Source organism: Saccharopolyspora sp. NPDC000995 (assembly GCF_053599315.1).
On record NZ_JBSFLZ010000026.1, the window covers coordinates 1 to 24,489 of the forward strand.

Genomic DNA, 24,489 nt, shown 5'->3' on the forward strand with positions numbered 1-24,489 from the left:
TCGGTGTCGACCCGACCAAACCAAGATGATCAAATACCAGAACATGACGACCAGGCCGAGTTGATCAACCCTCATGTGCGGAATGCCCGGCTAGCGGCCTGGACCGCTCGGGTGAGCGAGCAGCGGCAGATCTCGGTGCGTCGCAGCCGAAGGTGTTCTCGCACGTCACGCTGCCCGCGCTGCGGTCTTCGCTGATCGCCGGCGCGTTGTTCGCGCTGACCACGCCTCCCGACGACCTCACGGTTGCGTTGTTCGTGGTCACCACGAACAACGCAGGCGCTGCCGGTGCGGATCTTCAACTACCCGCAGTAAAACTACGATCCGATGGTCGGCAAGCTGATGGTGCTGTTCGCGGCGGTGTGGCGGCGGTCGTTATCGAGCGCGTCGTGGGTGTGGCGCGGTTGTCCGGGTCGGAGGCGCAGCGCTGAACGCCGTGCCGGGGCCGCCGGATTGGGTTACAACGGGCGCATGGCGGAAAACCCGAACGACGACTTGTTCGCCCTGAAGCCGGGGCAGGTCGAGTCCAAGGACAACGGGGAGCGGTTTGGTCGCTCTGTCGGCGGATGCCTGGTGCAGCTGCGCCGCCGGGTTTCCGAGCCGGGGTTCGTCGTCACCGTGGACGCCGAACCGCAGCCGGGCGTCCCGACCGAGTTGATCACCCACGAGTGGGGCGCGGCCAACGCCGCGTTCGACCGGTTTATGCACGAATACTGACGGTTCCATCCACAAAGGCCACCTGGGTTCGAGCGCAAGTCTTCCGGTCGCCCGTAGGCGCGATGACTCACACTGGGGGTCGCGGCCAAACCGAATCCGCTTCCCGTCGAGCCGGACCACACCCGCCAGCCGGGATCGTCCGATGCAGCCATCTGGAGTGCGCATGCCCTTCCTCCGCGCCGCTGCCCGCCGACTGCAGCTGCTCGTCGTCGCAGCGCTGAGGTATCTCGCGATGGCATCGGTGCTCGCCGTGGCGCGGCGCTACATCGAATGGCTCTGCGGGACGGGACCGTCGCGTGAGCACCCTGCCGGTGGAGCTCAGGGACGTGCGCAAGTCGTTCGGTTCGGTCGGTGGATGTGCTGGGCGGCATCGACCGGAGGTCGACTCCGGTGAGGTGTGATGCATCATCGGCCCCAGCGGTTGCGGCAAGTCGACGCTGCTGCGCTGCATCAACCAACTGGAGCAGGTGGACGGCGACGAGGTGCAGGTCCATAGAAATTGCGGAGGCCCGACCATCCGGTGCCAATTCACGGACAGGGGCCGAGAAAATGACCGAAAGCAACTTGGATGCCGCAGGTCGGCGTCATCGGGGCCGGCGCGATCGGCAGCATGCTCGCCTGGCAGCTGGCGCGCCGGGGCATCGACGTGCTGGCCTTCGAGTAGCTCACGCCCGTCCACGGCTGCGGCGCTGTGAGCGGCGAGACGCGCCTGGTCCGGCTGCCTACGCCGAAGGCTACGGCCGCCGATGTGTCGGTCGGCCGGTGCGGGTCGGTGGTGGCCAGGTTGATGATCACTGCGCCGTCAGCCCGACCGCACCTGTCTCGGTCCTCATCTGGGTGGTTTCTGGTCAGGGCCGCGAGCGTGCCGGATGCTATCGCGCCTCGGCACGTCATAAGTCCTGAGCTGCCGGAAATGGGGCTGATCGGCGTGCGGTTTCGCGGGGGACCGGTGGGGGTAGTGCCAGGGCAGCTCAGCACCGCAGTCGAAAGGATCAGCCATGACCACGGCGCGCGACATCATGCATGCAGGGGCGAAGTGCATCGGTGAGGACGACAGCCTTTACGCGGCCGCGCAGATGATGCGCGACCTCAAGGTCGGGTCGTTGCCGATCTGCGGTCGGGACAACCGGCTGCACGGCATCATCACGGACCGCGACATCGTCCTGCGCTGCTGCGCGGAAGGCCGCAACCCGGCCGAGATGAGGGCCGGGGAACTAGCCCAGGGCAAGCCGCACTGGGTCGATGCCGGCTCCGATGTGGATCAGGTGCTGTCGATGATGGAGCAGCACCAGATCCGGCGGGTGCCGGTCATCGCCGAGCACAAACTGGTCGGCATGATCAGCGAGGCCGACCTGGCCCGGCACCTCAGCGAAGAGCAGTTGGCGCATTTCGTGGAGAGCATCTACGCGGCGAGGTGATGCCCGAGACCGGCGCCCGGTCGCCGCCGGGTGCCGACTGGTCGCCGTCTTCGGCGGGTTCTGGCCAGCGCCCATTAGAGGCGCTATTTATCCTGGTCAGTGCCCTCCCTAGGAATACGGGTCGAAGGGGGCGGGAAAATCATATGACCACACGCGTCTTCGTGGTCGACGACCACGATGTGATTCGGCGGGGCATTGCGGCCCTGGTTGGGGCCGTGGAGGACCTCGAACTGGTCGGCGAGGCCGCCACGGTCGCCGAAGCGCTGGCCTGGGTGCCGAAGGTCAACCCGGACGTCGCGGTCTTGGACGTTCGGCTGCCGGACGGCAACGGCGTCGAGCTTTGCCGGGAGCTGCAGTCTCAGCTGCCCGACCTACGCTGCCTGATGCTGACCTCCTTCGACGACCACGACGCCCTGATGGACGCGATCATGGCTGGCGCCGCTGGGTTCGTGCTCAAGGGCGTGGTCAGCGAGGAACTGGTCAGCGCGATCCGCACCGCCGGAGCCGGGCAGTCGCTGCTCAGCCCCAAGAAGACCGAGGCGATGCTGTCCTGGCTGCGCCGGGAGCAGCAGCAGACCGACCCGCTTCGCGAGCTGACCGCGCGCGAGCGGCAGGTGCTGGAACTCATCGGTGAGGGGCTCACCAACCGGGAGATCGCCAACCGCATGTTCCTAGCCGAGAAGACCATCAAGAACTACGTGTCCCAGATGCTGGCCAAGCTGGCCATGCGGCATCGCAGCGAAGCGGCCGTGCTGGCCACCGAGCTGCGGTTGGACCGCGACTCGCGCGGCAAGCGCTGACCGGGGCGGAGGTCGTCATGTCGTCACAGCCGCCGGACGTGCCGTCCGCGGAGCTGGATCTCACCCAACCGGTGAGCGGGGATGCGTTGCTACGCCTGGTGCTCGGGTTACGCGAGCTGCGGGACGGCAACTTCCGCCGCCGCCTGGTGTTCTCCGGTGGCGGGTTGGCGAGCGAGGTCGCCACGGTGTTCAACGAGCTCGCCGAGCGAAACCAGTTCCTAGTCGGTGAGCTGGAGCGGGTCAGCGCCGCCGCGGAGAGGGGCGAATGGCCGATCCCGAAAATCGACTTCGACGGCTCCGCACACGGCGGTTGGGCGGTCGCCGCGAATTCGGTGAACACGATGACCAGCACTTTGCTGGCGCCGATGGCGGAACTCAACCGGGTGCTGGGAGCATTCACCCGCGGCGACCTGTCGCAGCGGATGCCGCGCCGTGCGGCCGACGCGGCGCTGCCCGGCGAGCTGGCCGGACTGAGCACGGCGGTCAACGAGATGCTGGACCAGCTGTCGCTGTTCACCCAGGAGATCACCAGGGTGGCGTGGGAGATCGGCACCGAGGGCAAGCTCGGTGGTCAGGCGCAGGTGCCCGGCCTGGTCGGCACCTGGAAGGACCTGGCCGATTCGGTGAACGGGATGGCCGCCGACCTCACCGGCCAGCTGCGCGACATCTCGCACGTCGCCAAGGCGGTCGCGGCCGGCGACCTGACCCGCAAGATCACCGTCGAGGTCTCCGGAGAGACGCGCGAGCTCAAGGAGACCATCAACACGATGGTCGACCAGCTGTCGGGGTTCGCGGAGGAGGTCACCCGGGTGGCCCGCGAGGTGGCCAGCGAGGGTCGGCTGGGCGGTCAGGCCGAGGTGCCCGGCGCGGCCGGCACCTGGCGCGGTCTAGTTGACTCGGTGAACTTCATGGCCAACAACCTCACCGTCCAGGTCCGCAACATCGCGCAGGTCGCCACCGCGGTCGCCCGCGGCGACCTGACGCAGAAGATCGACGTGGACGCCCGCGGCGAGATCCTGCAGCTGAAGAACACCATCAACACGATGGTCGACCAGCTGTCGGCGTTCGCCGACGAGGTAACGCGGGTGGCCCGCGAGGTCGGCACCGAGGGCAAGCTCGGCGGCCAGGCGCGGGTGCACGGCGTGGCGGGCACCTGGAAGGACCTGACCGACAACGTCAACATCATGGCCGACAACCTCACTAACCAGGTGCGCAGCATCGCCCAGGTGGCGACCTCGGTGGCCGGTGGCGACCTGTCGAAGAAGATCATGGTGGAGGCCAAGGGAGAAGTTGCCGCGCTGGCCGAGACGATCAACGGGATGGTCGAGACGCTGCGTGCGTTCGCCGAGCAGGTCACGCTGGTCGCGCGCGAGGTCGGCACCGAGGGCATCCTCGGTGGCCAGGCGCGGGTGCCCAACGTGGCGGGCACCTGGAAGGACCTGACCGACAACGTCAACATCATGGCCCGCAACCTGACCAACCAGGTGCGCAACATCGCCCAGGTCACCACCGCGGTGGCCCGCGGTGACCTGTCCAAGAAGATCGACGTGGATGCCCGCGGCGAGATCCTGGAGCTCAAGACCACCATCAACACGATGGTCGACCAGCTGTCGGCGTTCGCCGCCGAGGTCACCCGGGTGGCCCGTGAGGTCGGCACCGAGGGCAAGCTCGGCGGTCAGGCCGAGGTCGCCGACGTCTCCGGCACCTGGCGGCGGCTGACCGAGAGCGTCAACCGGCTGGCCGGCAACCTCACCACCCAGGTGCGCGCCATCGCCCTGGTGGCCACCGCGGTCACCGAAGGCGACCTGACCCGCCAGATCACCGTGGACGCCTCCGGCGAGGTCGCCGAGCTCAAGGACAACATCAACGCGATGATCAGCAACCTAAAGGAGACCACCAGGGCCAACCAGGAGCAGGACTGGCTGAAGACCAACCTCGCGCGGATCTCGGCGCTGATGCAGGGCCAGCACGACCTGGACGAACTCGCACAGCTGATCATGACCGAACTGGCGCCGCTGGTGTCGGCCCAGTACGGTGCGTTCTTCCTGAGCCGGGCGGGGGAGGACGACCGCACGATCCTGGAGCGCACCGCCGGCTACGGCCGCCCCGGCGCCCGCAACGGCGGCCCGCCGCTGCGCTTCGAGCTGGGGGAGTCGTTGGTCGGTCAGGTCGCGGCGGACCGCAAGTCGATCCTGGTCACCGACGCGCCACCGGGCTACGTCCGGATCAGCTCCGGGCTCGGCGCAACCGCGCCCGCCGACGTGGCGATCGTGCCGGTGCTGTTCGAGGGCGAGGTGCTGGCGGTCATCGAGCTGGCGTCCGTCAACAAGTTCACCCCGGTGCACCTGGACCTGCTGGAACGGCTAAAAGAGACCATCGGTGTCGACGTCAACACGATTGTGGTGAACTCGCGCACCGAGGCGCTGCTGGCCGAATCCCAGCACCTGGCCAAGGAGCTGCAGGCGCGTTCCGAGCAGCTGCAGCAGCAGCAGACGGAATTGCAGCGCTCCAACACCGAACTGGAGGAGAAGGCGGCGCTGCTGGCCAGCCGCAACCGGGACATCGAGCTGAAGAACATCGAGATTGAGCAGGCCCGCCAGGAGCTGGAGGAACGGGCCCGGCAGCTCTCCCAGGCCTCCGCCTACAAGTCGGAGTTCCTGGCCAATATGTCGCACGAGCTGCGCACGCCGCTGAACAGCGTGCTGATCCTGGCGAAGCTGCTGGCCGACAACATGGAGGGCAACCTCACCTCGCAGCAGGTGGATCTGGCCAAGACCGTGCACCAGGCGGGCACCGACCTGCTGCAGCTGATCAACGACGTGCTGGACCTGTCCAAAGTGGAAGCAGGGCAGATGCACCTGCTGCCGGAGGACGTCGAGCTGGTCGACCTCGCTGCGCACATGGAGTCGCTGTACCAGCCGTTGGCAGCGGACAAGGGGCTGGACTTCAAGGTGTCTGTGGCGCCGTCAGTGCCGCCGACGGTGCGCACCGACCGGAACCGGCTGGAGCAAATCGTGCGGAACCTGCTGTCCAACGCGGTGAAGTTCACCGACAAGGGCGCTGTCGAGCTGCGAATCCGTCCGGCCCAGCCCAGCGAGGTGCACGACCAAGGCCTGCGCCACGCCCGGCGGCGGCTGGCGTTCTCGGTGCGCGACACCGGCATCGGGATCCCCGCCGACAAGCTGAGCCTGATCTTCGAGGCGTTCCAGCAGGTGGACGGCACCACGGTGCGAAAGTACGGCGGGACCGGCCTGGGGCTGTCCATCAGCCGCGAGCTGACCGCCCTGCTCGGCGGCGAGCTCCAGGTGGACAGCGAGCCCGGACGGGGCAGCACCTTCACGCTGTACCTGCCGATGGAGCCCTCGATGGCCAAGCTCGTGGAGCCGGTCGAGCCGGTCGAGCCGGTCGCCGAGTTCGTGCCGGTGCCCGTGCCGGAACGCCCGCCGCGCGGATGCGTGCCGAGCACGGCGGAGTCCAGCCTGGACGTGTCAGCCGAGGGCATCGACCCGCCGATGCGGTCCACCGAACTGATCCGGCAGGAGGGCCACCAGCACATGCTGCACGTCGAGGAGCCGAAGGAGCACGCATCGTTGCAGTTCAACGGGGAGAAGGTGCTCGTCGTCGACGACGATTACCGAAGCGTGCAGGCGATGCGCCTGCTGCTGGAGCAGCACGGTCTGCAGGTGGTGCACGCGGACAACGCGCTGGCCGGGCTCAACGCGCTGGAGCACCAGGGCGACATCGTGATCGTGCTGATGGACGTGATGATGCCGGAGATGGACGGCAACGCCACGATCCGCATCATCCGGGAGATGCCGCGCTACCGGGACTTGACGATCATCGCGATCACGGCGAAGGCGATGAAGGGCGACCGGGATGCGAGCATCGCCGCCGGGGCCACCGAGTGCATGAGCAAACCAGTCGACGTCGACAAGCTTCTGGAGCTGCTCGCCGAGCACCTGCCGGCGGGACGCGCTCCCGAAACAAAGGGGTGAAGCTCAGTCGACCTGCTCTGGCTCTTCGATCGTCGGCATCTCGGCAAGCTGCTCGCGCAGCTTCTGGGCCCACGCGAGGTCTCGCGCGAAGGTTGCGTCGAAGTGGTCGATGCCGTGTGGATCAGCCATGGCGGTTCCCAACTGTGCTAGCTCGCAGGCTATTGCCGACCACGATAATCGCAGGTGGAAGACTCGTCGGCGGGCCTGCCGATACCGCGACGGCTGGGGCGGGTGGGGCCGGTGTGCCGCCAGTGGTGGTTTTGAGTGGCCTCGCCGCGCGGTTCATTCGCAGACTTTGTCGGCGACCCAGGACAGCTGCGCTACCGGTGAGTCCGCCAGACCGTAGGCGATGGTCTGCGGGCGAGTCGAATGCACCCCGCATGTAACCGGGACGTTGGCGATGAAGTTGCGTATGTGCGCAACCTGCGCGACGTCCTCGTCGGACAGCCCATCGTGGTCCACCGGTCCGTGCGGCAGGTAGTTGACGTGTACGCCGATGACGGCATCGGGTGCGAAGTACGCGAGCAGCCGTGAGATGCCACAACCCCAGTCGCCGCCCTGCGCGCCGTACCGCTCGTAGCCCAGCCGCCGCATGAGTTCGGCGAACGCCCGGGCGACGCGCGTGGCGTCGCAGCCCCGCTTGCGCGGGTGGGTCCGGCCGGGCCGCAGCCGGGGATCGAGGGTATGACGAGGTGGAAGGCGTCGATGGGATCGCCGCCGTGCGAGCGCGGGTCCGACAGCGGGCCGATCACTTCCAGGAACTCCACGATCGACCCGGGCCAGCCGTGGGCGAGCAGCAGCGGAGTCGCGCCGGGCTTGGGCGAGCGCACGAGAAGTGGATGTTCGCGCCGTCGATCTCGGTGGTGAACTGCGGGTAGGTGTTGATCGCCGCCTCCTGCGCCCGCCAGTCGTACCCGTCGCACCAATGCTCGGCGAGTTCCTGCTCGCGGGCGAGGTGGATCCCGTAGTCCCAGCCGGCATAGCGCGAGCCCGACCCCGCGCCCTGCGCCGCAACATCGTGACCATCACGCCGGAAGGTATCCGGGACCTCGCCCGCCTGCGCGACCTGGTGTCCCGGGCGCAGGACGATCTGCTCCCCCGCTGACCGAGGGCGAGCGCCGGCAGCTGCAGTCCCTGATGGCCCGGGTGGTCGAGCACCACGCCGAAATCAGGGGCGCGGGCTGGGCCTGAGGGCTTCAGTCGCGCTTGCCTTCGCGCAGCGCGTCCTGCTGGCCGCCGCTGGCGCTCCTGTTGACCTGCGGCGGGATCAGCGTGGGGCGGGCAAGCTGCTGCCCGTCCTCCACACGGTCAACACCGGGTGGGCTGGATCAGCCAAGGCGTGCTGAACCCGTGGGGAAGGAGCGCGACGGCGTGATGTGGTTGCGCAGTCCATGTCTCGGAGGTGTGCGAGCGGGCTCCGGCGGCATTGGGGCTCCAAGCCGGTGCCCCGGCGCGAATCCAGTTGGTCGCTCAGGCAACCGAAAAGTCCACTCTGGAACTGCCTGCTTCAGGTGAGGGCGACGGCCGGCGAAAATGCAGTGCAGGTGGCGGAACTCGGCATGAGGGTTTGCGGGCAGTTCGCCTTCCGGAAGGAGTTCGGCATAGAACGCCGCTTCCGGGACGCCCACACGGCGGCCTACGGAAAGTTCCCGGCCGATCCGGTTTTCGACTACTACCTCCGGCCGAGCCCTGTGCGACCTGCCGGGACTTGACACCGTCAGGGCTGCCTGACGAGCTGGTCGAGCCGGGTTTGGTCTTGCACCTGCGGCAGTTGGGTTTGCGGTGCGCTGCCAATCACCAGAGGACGCATCATCTCCACGGGCGTCGTCGCGCCGTCCTCGTGGGAGAGGATGTGGCAGTGCCACACCGTGGCCCCGGGCAGCGTAAACCGGCCAACCCACGCGGTGATGTAGTCCGGTGGCGACACGAAGGTCTCCTTGGGGCCGGTTTCGTGAGGGCGCGGCGGTTCGAACGGTCCGATCGTGCCCGGCACCGGCTTGCCGTCGGCGTCCCACTTGCCGACGTGCCAGCGCCCGATCAGCCGGAGCTCGACCAGGTGCAGGTGGATCGGGTGGGAGTCGGGCGAGCGGTTGCGCATGGCCCACACCTCGGTTGAGTTCAGCTGCGGTGTTTCGGTCGGCGCGTCGTGGTAGTCCAGCAGCCGGTCCCGGTCGCCGAGCTGCGGCGCACCAGGCGTTGCTTCGGCGGCTTGCACGGTCCGAAGCCTCGCGCCGGGCAGCAACGCCTCGGGTGGCAGCGCGTTGTTGGTCTCCGGCAGCGTCCGCGGAATCTGGGAGCGGTCCGGCGAACTGGTGGCCGGCCCGACGTCGAATCGCATGATCTGGGGGATTCCGCCGCCGGCGGGGTCGACTTCGTCCATGTCGCCGAGCGGTACCGGGGCGTTGTTGGTCAGCACCCAGTTCTCTGATTCGTGGCCGGTGAAGTCCAGGACGACCACGTACCGCTCGGCGGGGGCGACGAGCAGTTCCGACACCGAAGCCGGGTGCAGCAGGTACCCGGAATCCCCGCCCACCACGGTCATCCGGGGAGCGTCCGCGCGCTGCCCGCCGACTTGCCGCAGGCCGAAGCGGTAGGTGCGCGAGTCCGAGGCGTTGAGCAGCGTGAAGGTGTAGCGCCGCGGCTCCACCGAGGACTTCGGGGCCACCGTGCCGTTGACCACCGGTAGATCCCCGAAGAACTCAGGGTCGGCGTGGTTGTAGCACAACGTGGCGTCCAGGTTGAACCTCTTGTCCTGGATGGCGAAGCGCTGCGCGAATTGCCCCTTGGGCAAGGGGAATTCCGGCTCTATGTCGTCCGTGTTGGGCACGAAGCCAGCCAGGCCCGCGTAGACGTGGTAGCTGGTGTTCCGGTGGGCGTGGTCGTGGTACCACAGCGGGCCGGCTGCCTGGTCGTTCGGGAAGTGGTCGGTCCGCGACGCGCCCGGCGGGATCTCCGGCTGCAGAGGTGCCGGCACCCCGTCGCTAGGCGCCAGTTGCAGCCCGGCGTGCCGGTGCACGGTGATGTTGTTGTGGTCGTCCGGCTGGTCGAACGGGAAGATCGGAGTCCCGGCCGGAGGCAGACCGTTGACCACGGTCACGTCGATCGGCTTGCCGCGTTCGGTAACGATGGTGGGGCCGAGGTACTGCATCGGCGTGCCGGGCGCGCTGTAACCCAACGTCTGGACTGCCGGCCAGTCGCTGTGGAAGGAGTGGCTGCCGACGTGCGCGGTGAGCGTGTAGTGGCCGGGCGCGTCGGGAGCTGCGACGGGCGGCTGCCGGACCTCGTCCTCGAAGAATGTCGGCACCGGCGACGGACCGCATCGCACCGGTTCGGCCGCCGGCGAACCGGCCGGCACAAGCATGCCCGTGCCGATGACCGCTGCACCGGTCAGGCTCAGCAACCTGGCCCGCACCAAGAGATTCCGGGGCAGGAGGTGCTCGCGGGGCGGTCTCGTGTCGCGCATCGAACGTCCTCGGTCCGTTGTCGGCGCCACCCGCGCGGGCGGCGAGGATTGGCTTCCTACGAGGAGTTTCGGCACTGACTTGCAACGATTGAGCCCGCGGTCGGCGCGGCAAGCCGCCGGGGTGATGAGAAGCACGCGATTGGATGTGCGGTCGGGGCTACCGGTCGCGGGGTTTCGCGCGGGTGTGCATGCGTTCGCCCTGCGGACCGAACAGGCTGAGGAGCTCCACCGGTGCGTCCCCGGTGCTGCCGAACCAGTGCGGCAGGCGGGTGTCGAACTCGGCGGCCTCGCCGACCTTGAGCACGACGTCGTGCTCGGCGAGCACCAGTCGCAGCTTGCCACCGAGCACGTACAGCCACTCGTAGCCTTCGTGTGTTCGCGGCTCGGGTTCGCTGCGGTCGGTGCCGATAATCATCTTGAACGCCTGCAGGCCGCCGGGCTGCTGGGTCAGCGGCACGACCGTCATGTCCCCGTGCCTCACCGGCTTCAGCCTCACCCGGGGATCGCCGACCGGCGGCGCGCCGACGAGTTCATCCAGGGGCACCTGATGGGCGTGCGCGATCGGCAGCAGCAGCTCCAGGCTGGGCTTGCGCTGCCCGGACTCCAGCCGCGACAGCACGCTGACGGAGATCCCGGTCTTCTCCGACAATGCCGCGAGCGTGCAGTTGCGCTGCTGGCGGATGGTCCTGAGCCGCGACCCGACGGCGGCAAGTACGTCCCGCATCCCTTTATTGCAGAAACAGCAACATGATTTGTCAAGTCGTCGCGGCAGCGTGCATGGTCGGTGTCATGAGTTCGAACGTGGAAGATGTACTGGTCATCGGCAGTGGGGATTGGGCCTTTATCGAAGCGGACATGCTGGAGGTGGCGCGGTGAACGACATCGACTGGGCCGTGATGGTCGACCTGTTGGAGCTCGAAGGCGAGGCGCACAGCCCGTACGTGCAGGGAGCTCTCGGAGAGCTGGCACACCTGGCACCGCAGCGGATTCTGGACATCGGCAGCGGGCCGGGCGTCGCGGCCTGCGAGTTGGCGGAGGTGTTTCCGCAAGCCGAGGTCACGGCGGTGGACGGGACGCCGCAACTGCTGGCGCGCGCCGAAGAACGGGCCGAGCGGCTCGGCGTGCGGTTGCGCACCCAGATGGCCGAGTTCCCGGCCGGGCTCGCCAACCTGGCCCCGGCCGACCTGGTGTGGTCGGGGCAGGTCGTGCACCACGTCGGCGATCAGCAGGACGCGCTGAACCGGCTGGCCGGGCTGCTCGAACCCGGCGGCGTGCTGGCCATCGTCGAGGGCGGCCTGCCGACCCGGTGGCTCCCGCGCGACCTGGGCTCCGGACGTCCCGGCCTGCAGTTCCGGCTGGACGCTGCGATGGCGGACCGGTTCGACCAGATGCGGGCCGACCTGCCCGGATCCATCACGGTGGCAGAGGACTGGCCGGGCATGCTGCGCGCCGCGGGGCTCACCGAGGCACGCGCCAAGACCTTCCTCGTGGACCACCCCGCGCCGCTGGCCGATGCGCCGAGGCGGTTCGTGCGGAGGGTGCTGGAACGGCAGCGCGGGGGTCTCGCGGACTCCCTGAATGCGGAGGACCTGGCGACGTTGGACAGGCTGCTGGACCCGGCCGACCCAGCGGGTATCGACCGGCGGCCGGACCTGTTCCTGCTGACCGCGAAGACCGTGCACTTCGGCCGCAAGCCCCGATCCTGATGCACCGATGCGGACTCGTCGATTAGCAGGTGCTCGCCCTTCAGGTGGCCGGACAACCGATGTCAACGGGTCGCTGGAGGCGTGGAATTAGCGCGGCACGCCCGGCGTTGCGTAATAACCACGACATTCCGGTTGGAGGCCGAGATGGCTTCGGGAGAGCGGTTCGAGGAGCTGGACGCCTACTCGCGGACGGTCGCCGCCGTGGCCTCGGCGATCACGCCGAGCGTGGCGAGCCTGCACTCGTCCGGTGAATGGGGCGACGCGGCCGGGTCGGCGGTGGTGTTCACCGCGGACGGCTTCATGCTGACCAATGCGCACGTCATCGGCCGCGCCACTGGTGGCACCGCGCGCTTCGCCGACGGCACCAGCGCCCAGTTCAGCGTCGTCGGCACGGATCCGCTCTCCGACCTGGCCGTGGTCCGCGCGGCTGGCGAGACCCCACCACCGGTGCAGCTCGGCGACAGCGACCAACTGGTGGTCGGGCAGCTCGTCGTCGCCGTCGGCAATCCGCTCGGGCTTGCCGGTTCGGTCACCGCGGGCGTGGTCAGCGGGCTCGGGCGGTCGCTGCCCGCACGAACCGGCAACGCCGCCAGGATCATCGAGGACGTGATCCAGACCGACGCCGCGCTCAACCCGGGCAATTCGGGTGGCGCGCTGGCGGACTCGCGAGGCGTGGTCGTGGGCGTGAACACCGCTGTCGCCGGGGTCGGCCTGGGCCTGGCGATCCCGATCAACGCCACCACCCGCCGCATCATCGACTCGCTGGTCCGGCACGGCCGGGTCCGCCGCGCCTTCCTGGGCCTGGTGACGATCCCGGCGCCGCTGCCGGACGAGCTGACCGAACGCACTGGGCAGGACACTGGCCTGCGGGTCGTGGACGTGGTCCGGTGCAGCCCCGCGGCCAGAGCCGGGCTGCACCGCGGCGACCTGGTGCTGACCGCGGGCAGCAGCCCAGTGCGCGATGCGCAGGGCCTGCAACGGCTGATGTTCGCCGAAGCCATCGGACGGCCGCTGCAGATCACCGTCACCCGCAACGGTGCGCTGGTCGACGTGATCGCGGAGCCTGTGGAACTGCTCGACAGCCCGCCCTGACCGACCTGGGCGGAGTCCGGCCGCGGCTTAGAGTCGGACGGTGTCCTCTGCATCCATCCCGGTCACCCCGGCGCTCGGCGTGGCCATTGCGTTGCTGCTGGTCGCCGCCGCCGCAGTGGCCGGCCTCGGCGGGCTGGCGCGGTACCGCGACGTGCTTTTCGCAGGTCTGCGCGGCGCGGTGCAGTTGCTCGTGGTCTCGCTGCTGATCGCCTACATCGTCCGGTGGACCGCCCTGGCCGCCGTGTTCATCGTGCTGATGTTCGCGATCGCCGCCCATACCGCCGGGCGGCGAATCACCAGCGACCGCACTTGGCTGTGGGCCGGACTCCCGATCGCCGCCGGAGTCGCGCCGGCGGTGTCGGTGCTGGTCGTCACCGGTGCCGTCCCGTTGACCGGACTGGTGCTGATTCCACTGGTGGGGCAGCTGATCGGAGGAGCGCTGGTGGCGACCGCGCTCGCCGGGCGGCGACTGCTCGACGAGCTGCAGCAGCGGCGCGGCGAAGTGGAGGCGGCACTGGCACTGGGCATGGTGGACCGCGCGGCGCGACTGGAGATCGCCCGGCCCGTGGCCGGTAGCGCCCTGTTGCCCGCGCTGGACCAGACCCGCACCGTGGGCACCGTGACGCTGCCGGGCGCGTTCGTCGGAATGCTGCTCGGCGGCGCCACCCCGATCCAGGCCGGAATCGTCCAGCTGTACGTGCTGGTGGCGTTGCTGGCGGTGGAGTCGGTGGCGATCCTGGTCGTGCTGGAGATCGTCGCGCGCGGCCTGCTGGCCCGGCCCGGTACGCACTTACTCTTCCGGTCATGACGCTCCTCCAGCGATGGCCATTGCACGGCCTGGTCACCGACCTAGCCCTGGCGCTGCTGGTCGTGGGCTCGGTGCTGTTTCGATTCCCGGTCAGCGTCGGCGAGTTTCCGGCCGCTGATCTCCATCGCCTGCGCGTCCCTGCTGCTCCGGCACCGGTATCCGGTGCTGATCGCCCTGATCCGCCCTGATCACTCTGGTTACCTGCGGCGCGTACTACCCGTTGAGCACCGTGGATGGGCTGCTGCTGACCTTCGCGGTCACGTCGTTCGCGGTGGCCACCGAAGGGCACACCGTAGTGGCATTGCTGCGCGCACGACTTTCATGCGGATCAGTTATTCCGATCATGATGTGCGAGGGGGAGAGAGGGCGCTCGGCGGGGAACTGTCGGCCGGGGCCCGGGGCTCCCAGGTGCGCGCTCGCCTGCCTTTGTAGGGATTCCACGTGATTCGGGTGCTGCTGGCCGACACCAGGCCCTGGTGCGCGCCGGGTTCAGGTCCATCTTGGACAGCGAGGGATGACATGGAGGCGGCGGAGGCGCCCGACGGCATCGAGGCGGTGCGCCGCGCCGGCGAGCTGCGGCCCGATGTGGTGCTGATGGACATCCGGATGCCGAATCCTCGAAGGCCTGGAGGCGACCAGGCAGATCGCCGCCGACCCCAGGCTGGCGGCGGAGAAGGTGATCATCCTGGCCACCTTCGACCTCGGCGACTACGTCTACGCCGGGCTGCGCGCCTGGGTCAGCACATCACCACGAACCCAGCTCTGCTGCGCTCCGCCAGGTGCTGCCGCCTGCCCAGTCACCGGTGATTTTCGCTCTGGTAGGTCAGCCCTGCACTGCGGTGGCGATGGCCTTGCCGAGGTCCTCGGTGGTCGCCTTGCCGCCGCGATCCGGCGTGCGCGGCGCCGAGGAGTCGGTCAGGACCTACTCGATGGCCCGGACCACGTCCGCCCCCGCCTCCGGCAAGCCGAGGTGCTCCAGCATCATCGCAGCCGACCAGATCTGGCCGATCGGGTTGGCGATGCCCCGGCCCGCGATGTCCGGCGCCGAGCCGTGCACCGGCTCGAACGTCGATGGAAAGGGGCGCTCCGGGTTGATGTTGCCCGACGGCGCCACCCCTATCGTGCCGGTCACGCCGGGCCCCAGGGCGGACAGGATGTCGCCGGATTGCTGGCGACCACCACGTCGAAACGTTCCGGCGACATCACGAACCGGGCGCACAGGATGTCGATGTGGTCCTGGTCGACGGTGATCTCCGGGTATTCGGCGGAAATGGCCGCGAACCGCTCGTCCCAGTACGGCATCGAGCAGTAGATGCCGTTGGACTTGGTCGCCGAGGTGACGTGCGGCTTGCCGAGCTTGCGGGCCAACCCGAAGGCTTAGCGCATGATGCGGTCGGTGCCGCGCCGGGTGAACGCGGCGGTCTGCAGCATCATCTCGTTCGGCGTGCCCTCGCCTAGCCGGCCGCCGAGCTGTGAGTACTCGGCCTCGGTATTCTCCCGGACCACCCAGAAGTCGATGTCACCGGGCTGCTTGTCGCGGACCGGCGGGATAACGCCCGGCAGCAGCCGTACCGGCCGCAGGTTGACGTACTGGTCGAACTCGCGGCGGGTCGGCAGCAACAGCCCCCACAGCGAGATGTGGTCGGGCACGTCGGGCCAGCCGACCGCGCCGAGCGGGATCGAGTCGTGGTCGCGCAGCCGGTCAAGCCCGTCGGCGGGCATCATCCGCCTGGTGCTCTGGTAGGTCTCGCAACTCCAGTCGAAATGCCGGTAGCCCAACCGCACGCCGTACTTCGCGCCGATCACGTCCAGCACCCGCAACGCTTCCGGCATGACCTCGTTGCCGATACCGTCGCCGGGCAACACCGCCAGTTCGTACTGTTGCACTCTGCACCTCGCGCCTCGTCGAGAACAACGGTTCCCTGGCCGCCGTCTAACGCCGCGTGCCCGCCCGCGGCCAAGACACCGCGGAGAATCGCCGGTGGCGCGGCGGCCGGGCAGCGACTACCAAGGACGACGTGGATGCGACACGGGCACTGCGCGAAATCGCGTTCTGGCTGGAGCGCGAAGGCGCCCCGACCTACCGGGTGCGGGCGTTCCGCCGCGCCGCCGCGATCGTCGACGACCTCCCGGACCTGGACGAACGGGTGGCGTCCGGCCGGCTGACCGCGCTGGAGGGCATCGGCCGGACCACCGCCGCCGTGATCGAGGCCGCGCACCGCGGCGAGACACCGGAATACCTGGCTCGCCTGCGGTCCGAAGTGGACGTTCTGGAGCAAGGGCAGCAGCTGCGCGAGGCGCTGCGCGGCGACTGCCACACGCATTCCGACTGGTCCGACGGTGGCAGCCCGATAGCCGAGATGGCCACCTCCGCCCAGGCCCTCGGGCACGAGTGGATGGTGCTCACCGACCACTCGCCCCGGCTGACCGTGGCCCGTGGCCTGACCGCCGAGCGGCTGCGCCAGCAGCTGGACGTGGTCGCCGAGCTGAACGAGCGCCTAGCGCCGTTCCGCATCCTTACCGGCATCGAGGTCGACATCCTTTCCGACGGCGCGCTGGACCAGGACGAGGATCTGCTCGCGGAGCTGGACGTCGTGGTGGCCAGCGTGCACTCCGAACTGCGGATGGCGGCGCCGGCGATGACGCGGCGGATGTGCGCGGCGGTGGTCAACCCGCACGTAGATGTGCTGGGGCACTGCACCGGACGTCTGATCGGCGGGAAGAAGCGGCCCCAGTCCACATTCGACGCCGTTGCGGTGTTCGAGGCCTGCCGGGACAGCGGTGTCGCGGTCGAGATCAATTCGCGCCCGGACCGGCTCGACCCGCCGTGCGAGCTGATCCGGCTGGCCCGCGACACCGGCTGCCTGTTCAGCATCGATTCCGACGCGCACGCTCCCGGCCAGCTGGACTGGTTGTTCTACGGGTGCGCGCGGGCCGAGGAGTGCGGGATCCCTGCCGATCGCGTGATCAACACCCGGACCGCGGAGGAGCTGCTGGACCTGCGGTGAGGTGCGGGCCGCGGCGGCTGGCATCCTCCCGGCAGGTGTGTGGTCGCGCATGGTATTTGAATGCTCAATTACTCTCGGCTTATGCTGTTCGGGTGACCGAACCGCGGTGGCTGACCGACACACAGCAGTGCGCCTGGCGGAAGTTCGCCGCCCTGATGACCGTCGTTCCGGCCGCGCTGGACGCCCAGCTGCAGCGGGACGCCGGTTTGACCCACTTCGGCTACTGGGTGCTGGCGATGCTCAGCGAGGAACCCGAACACGCGCTGCGGATGAGCGATCTCGCGGCCCGGTCCAACGCCTCGCCGTCCCGGGTGTCGCACGTGGTCGCCAGGTTGGAGCAGCAGGGGTGGGTGCGCCGCCACCGCGCGTGTGGCGACGGCCGCGGCAACGTCGCGGAGCTCACCGAAGCCGGCTACGAGAAGCTCGTCGCCTCGGCCCCCGGTCATGTGGACAAGGTGCGCGACCTGATCTTCGACGGCCTCTCGGAGGCCCAGGTGCGCCAGCTCGACGAGCTCTGCGCCGCCGTGCTCGCCCACCTGGACCCCGAAGGCAACCTGACCACCGCCCCGCCGAAGAAGGGCTGACTCACGCGGCTTCGTCGGCGTCGTCCTGCTGCGCGAACTGGGTGCGGTAGAGCTCGGTGTAGAGACCGCCGCGAGTCAGCAGTTCGGCGTGCGTGCCCTCCTCGGCGATGCGCCCCTCGGAGACCACCAGGATCCGGTCCGCCTCTCGGATCGTGGCCAGCCGGTGGGCGATGACCAGCGCCGTCCGTCCGTAGAGCGCTGTCTTAAGCGCTTTCTGCACGGCCGCTTCGGATTCCGAGTCCAGGTGCGCGGTCGCCTCGTCGAGCACGACGATTGGCGGCGCCTTCAGCAGCAACCTGGCGATCGCCAGCCGCTGCTTCTCCCCACCGGAGAGCCGGTAGCCGCGGTCGCCGACGACGGTGTCCAGCCCGTCCGGCAGCGAGGAGACGAGGTGTCCCAGCTGTGCCGTCCGCAGCGCCTCGACCAGCTCCTCGTCGGTGGCGTTGGGCCGGGCGAAGGTGAGGTTGGCGCGGATCGAGTCGTGGAACAGGTGCGCGTCTTGGGTGACCACGCCGACCGTCGAGTACAGCGAGGCCAGCGAAGTGTCGCGGACGTCCACGCCCCCGATGCGCACCGCGCCGGAATCGACGTCGTAGAGCCGCCCGGCCAGGTTGGTGATGGTCGTCTTGCCCGCGCCGGAGTGGCCGACCAGCGCGATCGTCTGGCCCGGGGCGGCGTGGAACGAGATATCGTGCAGCACGTCGTGCGCGGGCGCGTTGTCCTGCCGCGCCACCGATTCCAGCGACGCCAGCGAAACCTCGCCGGACGCCGGGTAGCGGAAGGAGACCGCGTCGAACTCGACATCGGATGCTCCGGTCGGCAGCGGCTTCGCGTCCGGCGTTTCCTGGATCATCGGACGCAGGTCCAGCACCTCGAAGACCCGGTCGAAGCTGACCAGCGCCGTCATCACATCGACGTGCACGTTGGACAGCGCGGTCAGCGGCCCGTACAGGCGGCTGAGCAGCGTCGCCAACGCCACCAGGGTCCCGAGCTGGAAGGCCCCGGCCAGCACCAGCCCGCCGCCGAGCCCGTAGACCACCGCCGTGGCCAGCGCCGCCAGCAGCGTCAGCGCGACGAAGAACACCCGGCTGTACATCGCCGACACCACACCCATGTCGCGCACCCGAGCCGCCCGCCGGGAGAACCGCTCGGACTCCTCGTCGGCGCGGCCGTAGAGCTTGGACAGCATCGCCCCGGCGACGCCGAAGCGCTCGGTCATCAGCGAGCTCATCTCGGCGTCCACCTTCATCTGCTCCCGCGTAACCCGCTGCAGCCGCCGCCCGATCCACCGCACCGGCAGCAGGAACAGCGGTAGCAGCGCAAGCGCGATCAGGGTGATCTGCCAGGACAGGGTGAACATGGTGGCCAGCACCAGCACCAGGGTCAGCATGTTGGACACCACCGACGACAGGGTGCTGGTCAGCGCCCGCTGCGCGCCGATGACGTCGTTGTTGAGCCTGCTGACCAGTGCGCCGGTCTGCGCCCGCACGAAGAACGCCACCGGCATCCGCTGCACGTGGTCGAACACCTCCGAGCGCAGGTCGTAGATCAGCCCCTCGCCGAGCCGCGCGGAGTACCAGCGCTGCAGCAGCGACGCCGCGGCCTCGAGGAACGCGACGCCCGCCACTGCAACCGCCAGCGAGACGACTACCGACATGTTCTGCGGCACGATCCCGTCGTCGATGATCGCCTTGAACAGCAGCGGGTTGACGATGCCGAGCACCGCCGCGAACGCCACCAGCGCCAGGAAGGGGACGATGTCGCGGGCGTATGGCTTGGCGTAGCGCAGGATGCGCCGGGCCAGGCCGGGGGACAGGCGTTGCCTGGTCACGGATCCGTCACTGGCGAAGGAGCGCATGGTCTCCCAGCTCACCGTCATGGTCACAGTCCCCTTCAACCGGGTTCGAGATCGAACACCATCGTCAAACTTCAAGTTAAGTCGATGTCAACGCTGCGGGACGAGCTTCGATTCCCGCCCGGACGTTCTGGTGCCGCAACTATTCGGCCACGGCGCCGCCTCGGACCGGTGCGCTCCGGACGGTGGTCTTGAACAACGCTTCACGTACGTTACTCTGTGCGCTGATTCGGACACGGTCCGAACTCGGGGCTGACTGGCAGGGCATGGCGCAGCGTCGGACGGGAGCGACCGCGTGTTGATCGGCACTTCGGCCGGGGGTGGCCGTTGACGGTTTCCGGGCAGGAGCCCGCGCGCATCCCGCTGCGCGTGGCAGACCGGTTCTTCCTCGCCGCGCACACCGGTGAGCAGCGCCTCTCCGCCAGGGTCGACGGCGCGCTGGTGGCGCTGGGCTGCGCTGGCGCGCTGCTGGCGGAGCTGATCCTGGAAGAGGAGATCGCGGTGACCCCTAGCGTCCGGCCTAGTGGAAAGGGACGCTGCCCAGACTTCCTGTCCTGGACAATCCTGCGGGAGGTCCGCCAGGAGTCCGGCCACGACATGCGGACCTGGCTGGAGTACCTGGGCCAGACCGCCACCGAGAAGGTGCGTGCCCGGCTGACCATCATCGACGTGCTGCGAGAGGTCCCGGTGTCGGGCGGCTGGCGCGGCGGCACTGCCGCGGCGTGGCAGTTCGCCGAGGACGGCGCGAGCAAGCCGGAAGCGGACCTGGAGGTGCTGTTCACCAGCGTCGAAACCGCTGGCAGCAGCATGATCACCGTTGCTTCCCGGATCGCCGAGATCTCCCTGGCACTGCTGCTGCGGGAAACCGGGGTGCTGCGCCAAATCCGGCTCCCCAAGCACATCGCGCGGCAGGGCGAGTACCGGATGGAGTCCTGGGAGTCGCGCATCCCGGGAGCGCTGCGCAGCCTGATCAACGAGGTCGGTGCCGCCCGCGGGCAGGCCGCGATCACCCCGAGGCACTGAGCGACGTGGCTGGGCCGGGAGGTCACGCCCGTTCAACGGCACCGTGGCGGCCGGGAGGCGCCAAGCGCGGGATTCGCACCGCCACGCAACGAGAACCGATTATCCCCGTAAGGAGCGAGCTGTTGCCACCGTCCAAAGTGTCCGCTGCCCTGGCTCGCGCCCGCTTGGGCGTGACGTCGATCGTGTTCTTCACCGTCGCAGCCGCGGCGCCGGAAACGGTGGTCGGCGGCGGCGCGGTCAGCGGGTTCGCGGTGTCCGGGGTGACGGGGATCCCGCTGGGCTACCTGGCGATCGCGCTGGTCCTCGGGCTGTTCGCGATCGGCTATGTGACGATGTCCCAGCACGTGGAGAACGCGGGAGCGTTCTACGCCTACGTCGCCAAGGGGCTGGGCCGGGTGACCGGAACTGCGGCCGGTGGCGTCGCGCTCGTTTCCTACCTGATGATCCTGGCCAGCCTGGCCGGGGGCTTCGGGGTCGGCGCGTCCGACTTCGCGCGGCAGGTCAGCGGCGTCTCGGTGCCGTGGTGGCTGCTCACCATCGTCGGCCTGGCGGTGATCGCGCTGCTCGGCGTGCTGCGCATCGACGTCAACGGGCGCGTGCTTGGCATCTTGCTGCTCGCCGAAATGGCGATCATCCTGATCTTCGATGCGGCGTTCGTGTCGGCGCCTTCGGAAGCCGGAGTTGTGTTGGACACGGTCAACCCCGCCCAGCTGATCACCAGCGCGGCCGGGGTGATCCTGGTGATCGCCTTCACCGGGTTCATCGGGTTCGAGAACTCCACGGTGCTGGCCGAGGAGGCGAAGAGCCCGCGCACGGTGATCTACGCGACCTACATCTCGCTGGTGGTCATCGGCGGCTTGTACTCGCTGTCGACCTGGGCGATGACGGTCGCCACCGGCCCGGGCAACATCGTTTCGCAGGCCGAAACCCACTCCACGGAACTTCTTTTCGTGCTCGCCGGAGAGCGGCTGCCGGGCGCGGTGGTGACCATCGGCTCGGCGCTGTACGTGACGAGTCTGTTCGCCGCGACGCTGTCGTTTCACCACGTCTGTGCCCGGTACTTCTTCGCGCTGGGCAGGGAAGGCGTCGGCCTGCGCTGGTGGGGGACGACCAGCTCGCGCACCTCGGCCCCGGCGGCGGGCTCGGTGACCACCACCGCGATCGCGGTGGTCGTGGTGGCGCTGGTGGTGATTACTGGTTTGGACCCGATCACCTACCTGTTCTTCTGGGGAGCTTCGCTCGGCGCGCTCGGCGTGCTGACGCTGGTCCTGCTCACGTCGGTTGCTGTGGTGGGCTACTTCCTCCGCGAGCGCGACCACCCGCACGGCAGGTGGCGGACCGCCGTGGCACCGGCACTCGCCGCATTGGTGCTCGGCGTAGTGCTGTTCCTGACGGTGGCGTCGTTCGGCACTGCGCTCGGCGTGGACGACCGCGACCCGGCGGCCTGGATCCTGCCGCTGGGCTTCCTGGTCGTGCTGGTGCTCGGCGCGATCTGGGGAGCAGTGTTGAAGCGGGCCCGACCGCAGGCGTACGCGCGGATCGGCATGGGTGCCCGCGCAACCACGGTCCAGATCGACAAGGAGCCAGCGGATGCTCACTGAGGACTCACGGGTGCGCACGCTGCTGCGGGCCTTCGGCGACGACACTTTCGCCCAGTGGCTGTTACCCGACCAGGAGCATCGCCACAACGTGTACGGTGAGTGGTTCACGATGGTGCTAGCGCACACCGAAGCGGCCGGTCGAGTGATCACCAGCGAGGACGATCTCGCGGTCCAGGTTTGGCTCTCGGCGCCCACCGGACCGCCGGACATGCTTGACGAAGCAGGTGTCCAACGCCTGTTGGAGCTGGCGGGACGCCGCGCGCACCGGTTCCGGGAGTTCGGAGCCCTGAGTGCGGAACGTCACCCGCGCGAGCCCCACGAATACCTGGCCCTGATCGGTGTCGATCCCGCGGTGCAGGGCACCGGTGTCGGCTCCCGAGAACTCGGCGAAACCCTCCGGCGGTTGGACGCCGACGGCCTACCATCGTACCTGGAGGCCAGCAGTCCCCGAAGCCGAAACCTCTACCTGCGCCTGGGATTCCAACTCCTCGGTGCCCCGATACCCCTCCCCGACGACGGCCCCCACCTCTACCCGATGTGGCGTCCCGCCCAGTGATCACGCATGGCCTGGTGGGAATCCGGTGGTCTAGTGGATGATCTCGCCAGCCTGCATGACCAGGCGCAGGGTCTTGGTGAGGGCCGTGATGTCCGCCAGCGTGTCGGTGCCCAGGATGAACAGATGGTAGAACCGGAACCCGGTGGTGCGCTCGTCACCGTGCCCACTGGTCTGGCTGAGCGCCTTGCCGCCGAAGATCAGCGTGGCCCGCGGATCAACCCGTCGACCTGCGTTCCGTAGTCCGCGTCGCCGACGTCGCGGACGCAGTGGTGAACCCGCGGTCCAAAATCGCGCCCATGATGCGCACCGCTCCGGGCCGCGAAGCTCAGGTTTCCGCGCCGACGTAGTTGAATTCCCAGGTCCCGTCCAGTTGCTTCCTGCCGCGCTCGTAGATCAGCAGCGGCGGAACGGCCTGGGCGTTGCGCGCCCGCGCGGGCAACGTGATGCGCGGGACTGGTTTGCCTGCCACGTCCGCGGAAACGGCGACCTCGTGACCGTTTTCCGGCCCACCGCGCAGCCGTACCCGGATCTCTGCCACGCGAATCTCCTTCGCTCGACCAAGTACTGCCTCGACCAACACTGCCGTGATCGGCGCCTAGATCGGCGACGACACTGCTTCGACAGCGGCGCGCGGAACTTGGTTCCGGCTGTCACTGAATCGTGTGGTCTTGCGGGAAGTCGATCGTCAGATCATCTCGGTGATGTTGGGTTTGACGCCGAGCAGCGCGCGGCCGAAGTGTTCGGCGTTGCTGGCCGGGTGCGCGAGCGCGTGCCGACTGGCGGTCTGGATGTCGCGCAGGATGGCGTGCAGGGGGTCCGATTCGGACAGCGCCGCCGCGCCGTACGCGGAGACGAGGTCGTCGACGGCCTCGCGACACTGCCGTACCGCGTGGCTGGAGTGCTGCCGCAGCCGGGCGCGCTCCACGTAGTCCGGATGGGTTCCGGACAGCGCGTGGCCGTCCACCACGGTCGCTGACCGGTGCGCGATCAGCCGCGCGACGTCGATTTTCGTCGACGCCTCCGCCACGGCCAGCTGGAACGCGGTCGAATCGCGCTGGCGTTCGTAGTTGGTGAACGCGATCCCCTTGTGGTCGGCCTGGGAGAGCACGTGCGCGAGTGCTTCCTCGGCCATGCCCAGCAGCGGGGCGATCAGGAAGGTGGCCAGCGTTGGAACCAGGGCGGTGCGGTAGCGCGGGGAATCGTTGCGCTCGCGAGGGAACACGCCTCGCGTCGCCGGTTCCCGGCGTAGCACGCGGTGGTCGGGGACGAACACGTTCTCTCCGATCAGCAGGTTGCTGCCGGTCCCGCGCATGCCGAGGGTGAACCAGGTCTCCTTGACGCGCAGCTCGCTCATCGGGATCAGGCCGAACGCGGCGCCCGCCGGCTCATCGCCGTGCCCCGGTAACGACATGCCTAGCATGGCCCAGCCGGAGTGCAGGCAGCCGGATGCGGGTGCCCAGCTGCCGCTGACCTCCCAGCCGCCGTCGACGCGCCGGGCGGCGGCCTTCGGCGTGAGCACCTGGCACACCTTTGTGTCCGGGTCGGTGCCGAAGACCTCTTCCTGGGCCTGGTCGGGGAAAAGGCCGGTGAGCCAGTCGCCGCAGCCGAGAATCAGAACCAGCCAGCCCGCCGCGGCGTCGCCCCGGGTGACCTCGGCGGTGGCGTCCATGGCGGTGCGCAGTTCGGTTTCCAGGCCGCCGAACCGGCGCGGCACCCACAAGCGGAACAGACCTGCCTCGTCGAGCGCGGCGATCGACTGGTCGGCGAGCCTGCGTTCCTGTTCGCCCTCGGCCCGGTGCTGTTCCAGAAACGGCCGCAGCGCCGCAGCCCGCTCGACGAGATCCGCCCGCTCGTCGGTCCTCATCG

Annotated in this window: 24 protein-coding genes and 1 pseudogene; 16 read left to right on the plus strand and 9 right to left on the minus strand. The window is 68.9% G+C overall.

Annotation, left to right across the window (positions count from 1 at the left end):
• The first annotated feature begins 152 nt into the window (after positions 1 to 152).
• The 6 genes from ACWDKQ_RS11820 (at position 153) to ACWDKQ_RS11845 (ending at position 6,927) form a co-directional block, all read left to right on the plus strand.
• A complete protein-coding gene (locus ACWDKQ_RS11820; protein ID WP_450138726.1) occupies positions 153 to 428 on the plus strand; it encodes a hypothetical protein in 276 nt (91 codons plus the stop codon).
• Positions 429 to 468: 40 nt separating this feature from the next.
• The gene (locus ACWDKQ_RS11825) at positions 469 to 714 is read left to right on the plus strand and encodes a hypothetical protein (RefSeq protein WP_450138727.1); all 246 of its coding nucleotides are present in this window, start codon (positions 469 to 471) and stop codon (positions 712 to 714) included.
• 568 nt (positions 715 to 1,282) lie between these two features.
• Positions 1,283 to 1,378, plus strand: a complete 96-nt coding sequence (locus ACWDKQ_RS11830) for an FAD-dependent oxidoreductase (protein ID WP_450138728.1) — start codon at positions 1,283 to 1,285, stop codon at positions 1,376 to 1,378.
• A gap of 334 nt (positions 1,379 to 1,712) precedes the next feature.
• Positions 1,713 to 2,132 (plus strand): CBS domain-containing protein, encoded by a 420-nt coding sequence (locus tag ACWDKQ_RS11835; RefSeq protein WP_450138729.1) that lies wholly within the window; start codon positions 1,713 to 1,715, stop codon positions 2,130 to 2,132.
• 143 nt (positions 2,133 to 2,275) lie between these two features.
• Positions 2,276 to 2,932: a response regulator gene (locus ACWDKQ_RS11840; RefSeq protein WP_450138730.1), complete on the plus strand. Its 657-nt coding sequence runs from the start codon at positions 2,276 to 2,278 to the stop codon at positions 2,930 to 2,932.
• Between the two features lie 17 nt (positions 2,933 to 2,949).
• Positions 2,950 to 6,927, plus strand: coding sequence for a HAMP domain-containing protein (locus tag ACWDKQ_RS11845; RefSeq protein WP_450138731.1), 3,978 nt, complete (start codon positions 2,950 to 2,952; stop codon positions 6,925 to 6,927).
• 3 nt (positions 6,928 to 6,930) lie between these two features.
• Here ACWDKQ_RS11845 and ACWDKQ_RS11850 read toward each other — a convergent pair whose 3' ends face one another.
• From ACWDKQ_RS11850 to ACWDKQ_RS11860, 3 genes are all read right to left on the minus strand, one after another.
• Positions 6,931 to 7,056, minus strand: coding sequence for a hypothetical protein (locus tag ACWDKQ_RS11850; protein ID WP_263399570.1), 126 nt, complete (start codon positions 7,054 to 7,056; stop codon positions 6,931 to 6,933).
• Between the two features lie 153 nt (positions 7,057 to 7,209).
• Positions 7,210 to 7,521, minus strand: a complete 312-nt coding sequence (locus tag ACWDKQ_RS11855) for a hypothetical protein (protein ID WP_450138732.1) — start codon at positions 7,519 to 7,521, stop codon at positions 7,210 to 7,212.
• A gap of 154 nt (positions 7,522 to 7,675) precedes the next feature.
• A complete protein-coding gene (locus ACWDKQ_RS11860; RefSeq protein WP_450138780.1) occupies positions 7,676 to 8,017 on the minus strand; it encodes an epoxide hydrolase N-terminal domain-containing protein in 342 nt (113 codons plus the stop codon).
• 454 nt (positions 8,018 to 8,471) lie between these two features.
• On the opposite strand from ACWDKQ_RS11860, the gene ACWDKQ_RS11865 reads away from it, so the two are divergent.
• Entirely contained in the window at positions 8,472 to 8,639 is a 168-nt protein-coding gene (locus tag ACWDKQ_RS11865; protein ID WP_450138733.1) for a hypothetical protein, read from the plus strand.
• A gap of 5 nt (positions 8,640 to 8,644) precedes the next feature.
• Here the strand turns inward: ACWDKQ_RS11865 and ACWDKQ_RS11870 are convergent, their stop codons facing one another.
• Positions 8,645 to 10,390 carry a multicopper oxidase family protein gene (locus ACWDKQ_RS11870; protein WP_450138734.1) on the minus strand — a complete coding sequence of 582 codons (1,746 nt, stop codon included), beginning with the start codon at positions 10,388 to 10,390 and terminating at the stop codon, positions 8,645 to 8,647.
• Positions 10,391 to 10,547: 157 nt separating this feature from the next.
• Positions 10,548 to 11,114, minus strand: a complete 567-nt coding sequence (locus ACWDKQ_RS11875; protein WP_450138735.1) for a helix-turn-helix domain-containing protein — start codon at positions 11,112 to 11,114, stop codon at positions 10,548 to 10,550.
• A gap of 148 nt (positions 11,115 to 11,262) precedes the next feature.
• Between ACWDKQ_RS11875 and ACWDKQ_RS11880 the strand changes: the two genes are divergently transcribed.
• The 3 genes from ACWDKQ_RS11880 to ACWDKQ_RS11890 all read left to right on the plus strand — a co-directional run bounded on the left by ACWDKQ_RS11880 (position 11,263) and on the right by ACWDKQ_RS11890 (position 13,996).
• Entirely contained in the window at positions 11,263 to 12,096 is an 834-nt protein-coding gene (locus ACWDKQ_RS11880; RefSeq protein WP_450138736.1) for a class I SAM-dependent methyltransferase, read from the plus strand.
• A 144-nt stretch (positions 12,097 to 12,240) separates the two neighbouring features.
• Complete coding sequence (locus tag ACWDKQ_RS11885; RefSeq protein ID WP_450138737.1) at positions 12,241 to 13,188, plus strand: S1C family serine protease; 948 nt, start codon at positions 12,241 to 12,243, stop codon at positions 13,186 to 13,188.
• 40 nt (positions 13,189 to 13,228) lie between these two features.
• Positions 13,229 to 13,996, plus strand: a complete 768-nt coding sequence (locus ACWDKQ_RS11890; RefSeq protein ID WP_450138738.1) for an ABC transporter permease — start codon at positions 13,229 to 13,231, stop codon at positions 13,994 to 13,996.
• A gap of 823 nt (positions 13,997 to 14,819) precedes the next feature.
• On the opposite strand, the pseudogene ACWDKQ_RS11895 reads toward ACWDKQ_RS11890, so the two are convergent.
• A pseudogene (locus ACWDKQ_RS11895) lies at positions 14,820 to 15,829 on the minus strand (isocitrate/isopropylmalate family dehydrogenase).
• A gap of 185 nt (positions 15,830 to 16,014) precedes the next feature.
• On the opposite strand from ACWDKQ_RS11895, the gene ACWDKQ_RS11900 reads away from it, so the two are divergent.
• Together ACWDKQ_RS11900 and ACWDKQ_RS11905 are read left to right on the plus strand one after the other, a co-directional pair.
• Complete coding sequence (locus ACWDKQ_RS11900; protein WP_450138739.1) at positions 16,015 to 17,004, plus strand: PHP domain-containing protein; 990 nt, start codon at positions 16,015 to 16,017, stop codon at positions 17,002 to 17,004.
• Positions 17,005 to 17,096: 92 nt separating this feature from the next.
• Positions 17,097 to 17,588 carry a MarR family winged helix-turn-helix transcriptional regulator gene (locus tag ACWDKQ_RS11905; protein WP_450138740.1) on the plus strand — a complete coding sequence of 164 codons (492 nt, stop codon included), beginning with the start codon at positions 17,097 to 17,099 and terminating at the stop codon, positions 17,586 to 17,588.
• A gap of 1 nt (position 17,589) precedes the next feature.
• On the opposite strand, the gene ACWDKQ_RS11910 is transcribed toward ACWDKQ_RS11905, so the two are convergent.
• Positions 17,590 to 19,467, minus strand: a complete 1,878-nt coding sequence (locus ACWDKQ_RS11910) for an ABC transporter ATP-binding protein (RefSeq protein WP_450138781.1) — start codon at positions 19,465 to 19,467, stop codon at positions 17,590 to 17,592.
• A gap of 303 nt (positions 19,468 to 19,770) precedes the next feature.
• Here ACWDKQ_RS11910 and ACWDKQ_RS11915 point away from each other — a divergent pair, with 303 nt between their 5' ends.
• The 4 genes from ACWDKQ_RS11915 (at position 19,771) to ACWDKQ_RS11930 (ending at position 22,863) form a co-directional block, all read left to right on the plus strand.
• The gene (locus ACWDKQ_RS11915) at positions 19,771 to 20,466 is read left to right on the plus strand and encodes a GPP34 family phosphoprotein (protein WP_450138741.1); all 696 of its coding nucleotides are present in this window, start codon (positions 19,771 to 19,773) and stop codon (positions 20,464 to 20,466) included.
• Between the two features lie 122 nt (positions 20,467 to 20,588).
• Positions 20,589 to 22,067, plus strand: coding sequence for an APC family permease (locus ACWDKQ_RS11920; RefSeq protein WP_450138742.1), 1,479 nt, complete (start codon positions 20,589 to 20,591; stop codon positions 22,065 to 22,067).
• Positions 22,057 to 22,623 carry a GNAT family N-acetyltransferase gene (locus ACWDKQ_RS11925; protein WP_450138743.1) on the plus strand — a complete coding sequence of 189 codons (567 nt, stop codon included), beginning with the start codon at positions 22,057 to 22,059 and terminating at the stop codon, positions 22,621 to 22,623. The genes ACWDKQ_RS11920 and ACWDKQ_RS11925 overlap by 11 nt, the downstream gene beginning before the upstream one ends.
• A gap of 6 nt (positions 22,624 to 22,629) precedes the next feature.
• On the plus strand, positions 22,630 to 22,863 hold the full coding sequence (locus ACWDKQ_RS11930) for a hypothetical protein (RefSeq protein WP_450138744.1): 234 nt from the start codon (positions 22,630 to 22,632) through the stop codon (positions 22,861 to 22,863).
• Between the two features lie 85 nt (positions 22,864 to 22,948).
• On the opposite strand, the gene ACWDKQ_RS11935 is transcribed toward ACWDKQ_RS11930, so the two are convergent.
• Both ACWDKQ_RS11935 and ACWDKQ_RS11940 read right to left on the minus strand, forming a co-directional pair.
• Entirely contained in the window at positions 22,949 to 23,161 is a 213-nt protein-coding gene (locus ACWDKQ_RS11935; protein WP_450138745.1) for a hypothetical protein, read from the minus strand.
• A 147-nt stretch (positions 23,162 to 23,308) separates the two neighbouring features.
• Entirely contained in the window at positions 23,309 to 24,487 is a 1,179-nt protein-coding gene (locus tag ACWDKQ_RS11940) for an acyl-CoA dehydrogenase (RefSeq protein ID WP_450138746.1), read from the minus strand.
• Positions 24,488 to 24,489: the final 2 nt, after the last annotated feature.

Coding starts and splice junctions, on each gene's coding strand:
- ACWDKQ_RS11835 (WP_450138729.1), top strand. CDS start 1,713: ATGACCACGGCGCGCGACATCATGCATGCAGGGGCGAAGTGCATCGGT.
- ACWDKQ_RS11910 (WP_450138781.1), bottom strand. CDS start 19,467: ATGACGGTGAGCTGGGAGACCATGCGCTCCTTCGCCAGTGACGGATCC.
- ACWDKQ_RS11855 (WP_450138732.1), bottom strand. CDS start 7,521: ATGCGGCGGCTGGGCTACGAGCGGTACGGCGCGCAGGGCGGCGACTGG.
- ACWDKQ_RS11885 (WP_450138737.1), top strand. CDS start 12,241: ATGGCTTCGGGAGAGCGGTTCGAGGAGCTGGACGCCTACTCGCGGACG.
- ACWDKQ_RS11870 (WP_450138734.1), bottom strand. CDS start 10,390: ATGCGCGACACGAGACCGCCCCGCGAGCACCTCCTGCCCCGGAATCTC.
- ACWDKQ_RS11925 (WP_450138743.1), top strand. CDS start 22,057: ATGCTCACTGAGGACTCACGGGTGCGCACGCTGCTGCGGGCCTTCGGC.
- ACWDKQ_RS11845 (WP_450138731.1), top strand. CDS start 2,950: ATGTCGTCACAGCCGCCGGACGTGCCGTCCGCGGAGCTGGATCTCACC.
- ACWDKQ_RS11825 (WP_450138727.1), top strand. CDS start 469: ATGGCGGAAAACCCGAACGACGACTTGTTCGCCCTGAAGCCGGGGCAG.
- ACWDKQ_RS11830 (WP_450138728.1), top strand. CDS start 1,283: ATGCCGCAGGTCGGCGTCATCGGGGCCGGCGCGATCGGCAGCATGCTC.
- ACWDKQ_RS11875 (WP_450138735.1), bottom strand. CDS start 11,114: ATGCGGGACGTACTTGCCGCCGTCGGGTCGCGGCTCAGGACCATCCGC.
- ACWDKQ_RS11940 (WP_450138746.1), bottom strand. CDS start 24,487: ATGAGGACCGACGAGCGGGCGGATCTCGTCGAGCGGGCTGCGGCGCTG.
- ACWDKQ_RS11930 (WP_450138744.1), top strand. CDS start 22,630: ATGGCCTGGTGGGAATCCGGTGGTCTAGTGGATGATCTCGCCAGCCTG.
- ACWDKQ_RS11850 (WP_263399570.1), bottom strand. CDS start 7,056: ATGGCTGATCCACACGGCATCGACCACTTCGACGCAACCTTCGCGCGA.
- ACWDKQ_RS11840 (WP_450138730.1), top strand. CDS start 2,276: ATGACCACACGCGTCTTCGTGGTCGACGACCACGATGTGATTCGGCGG.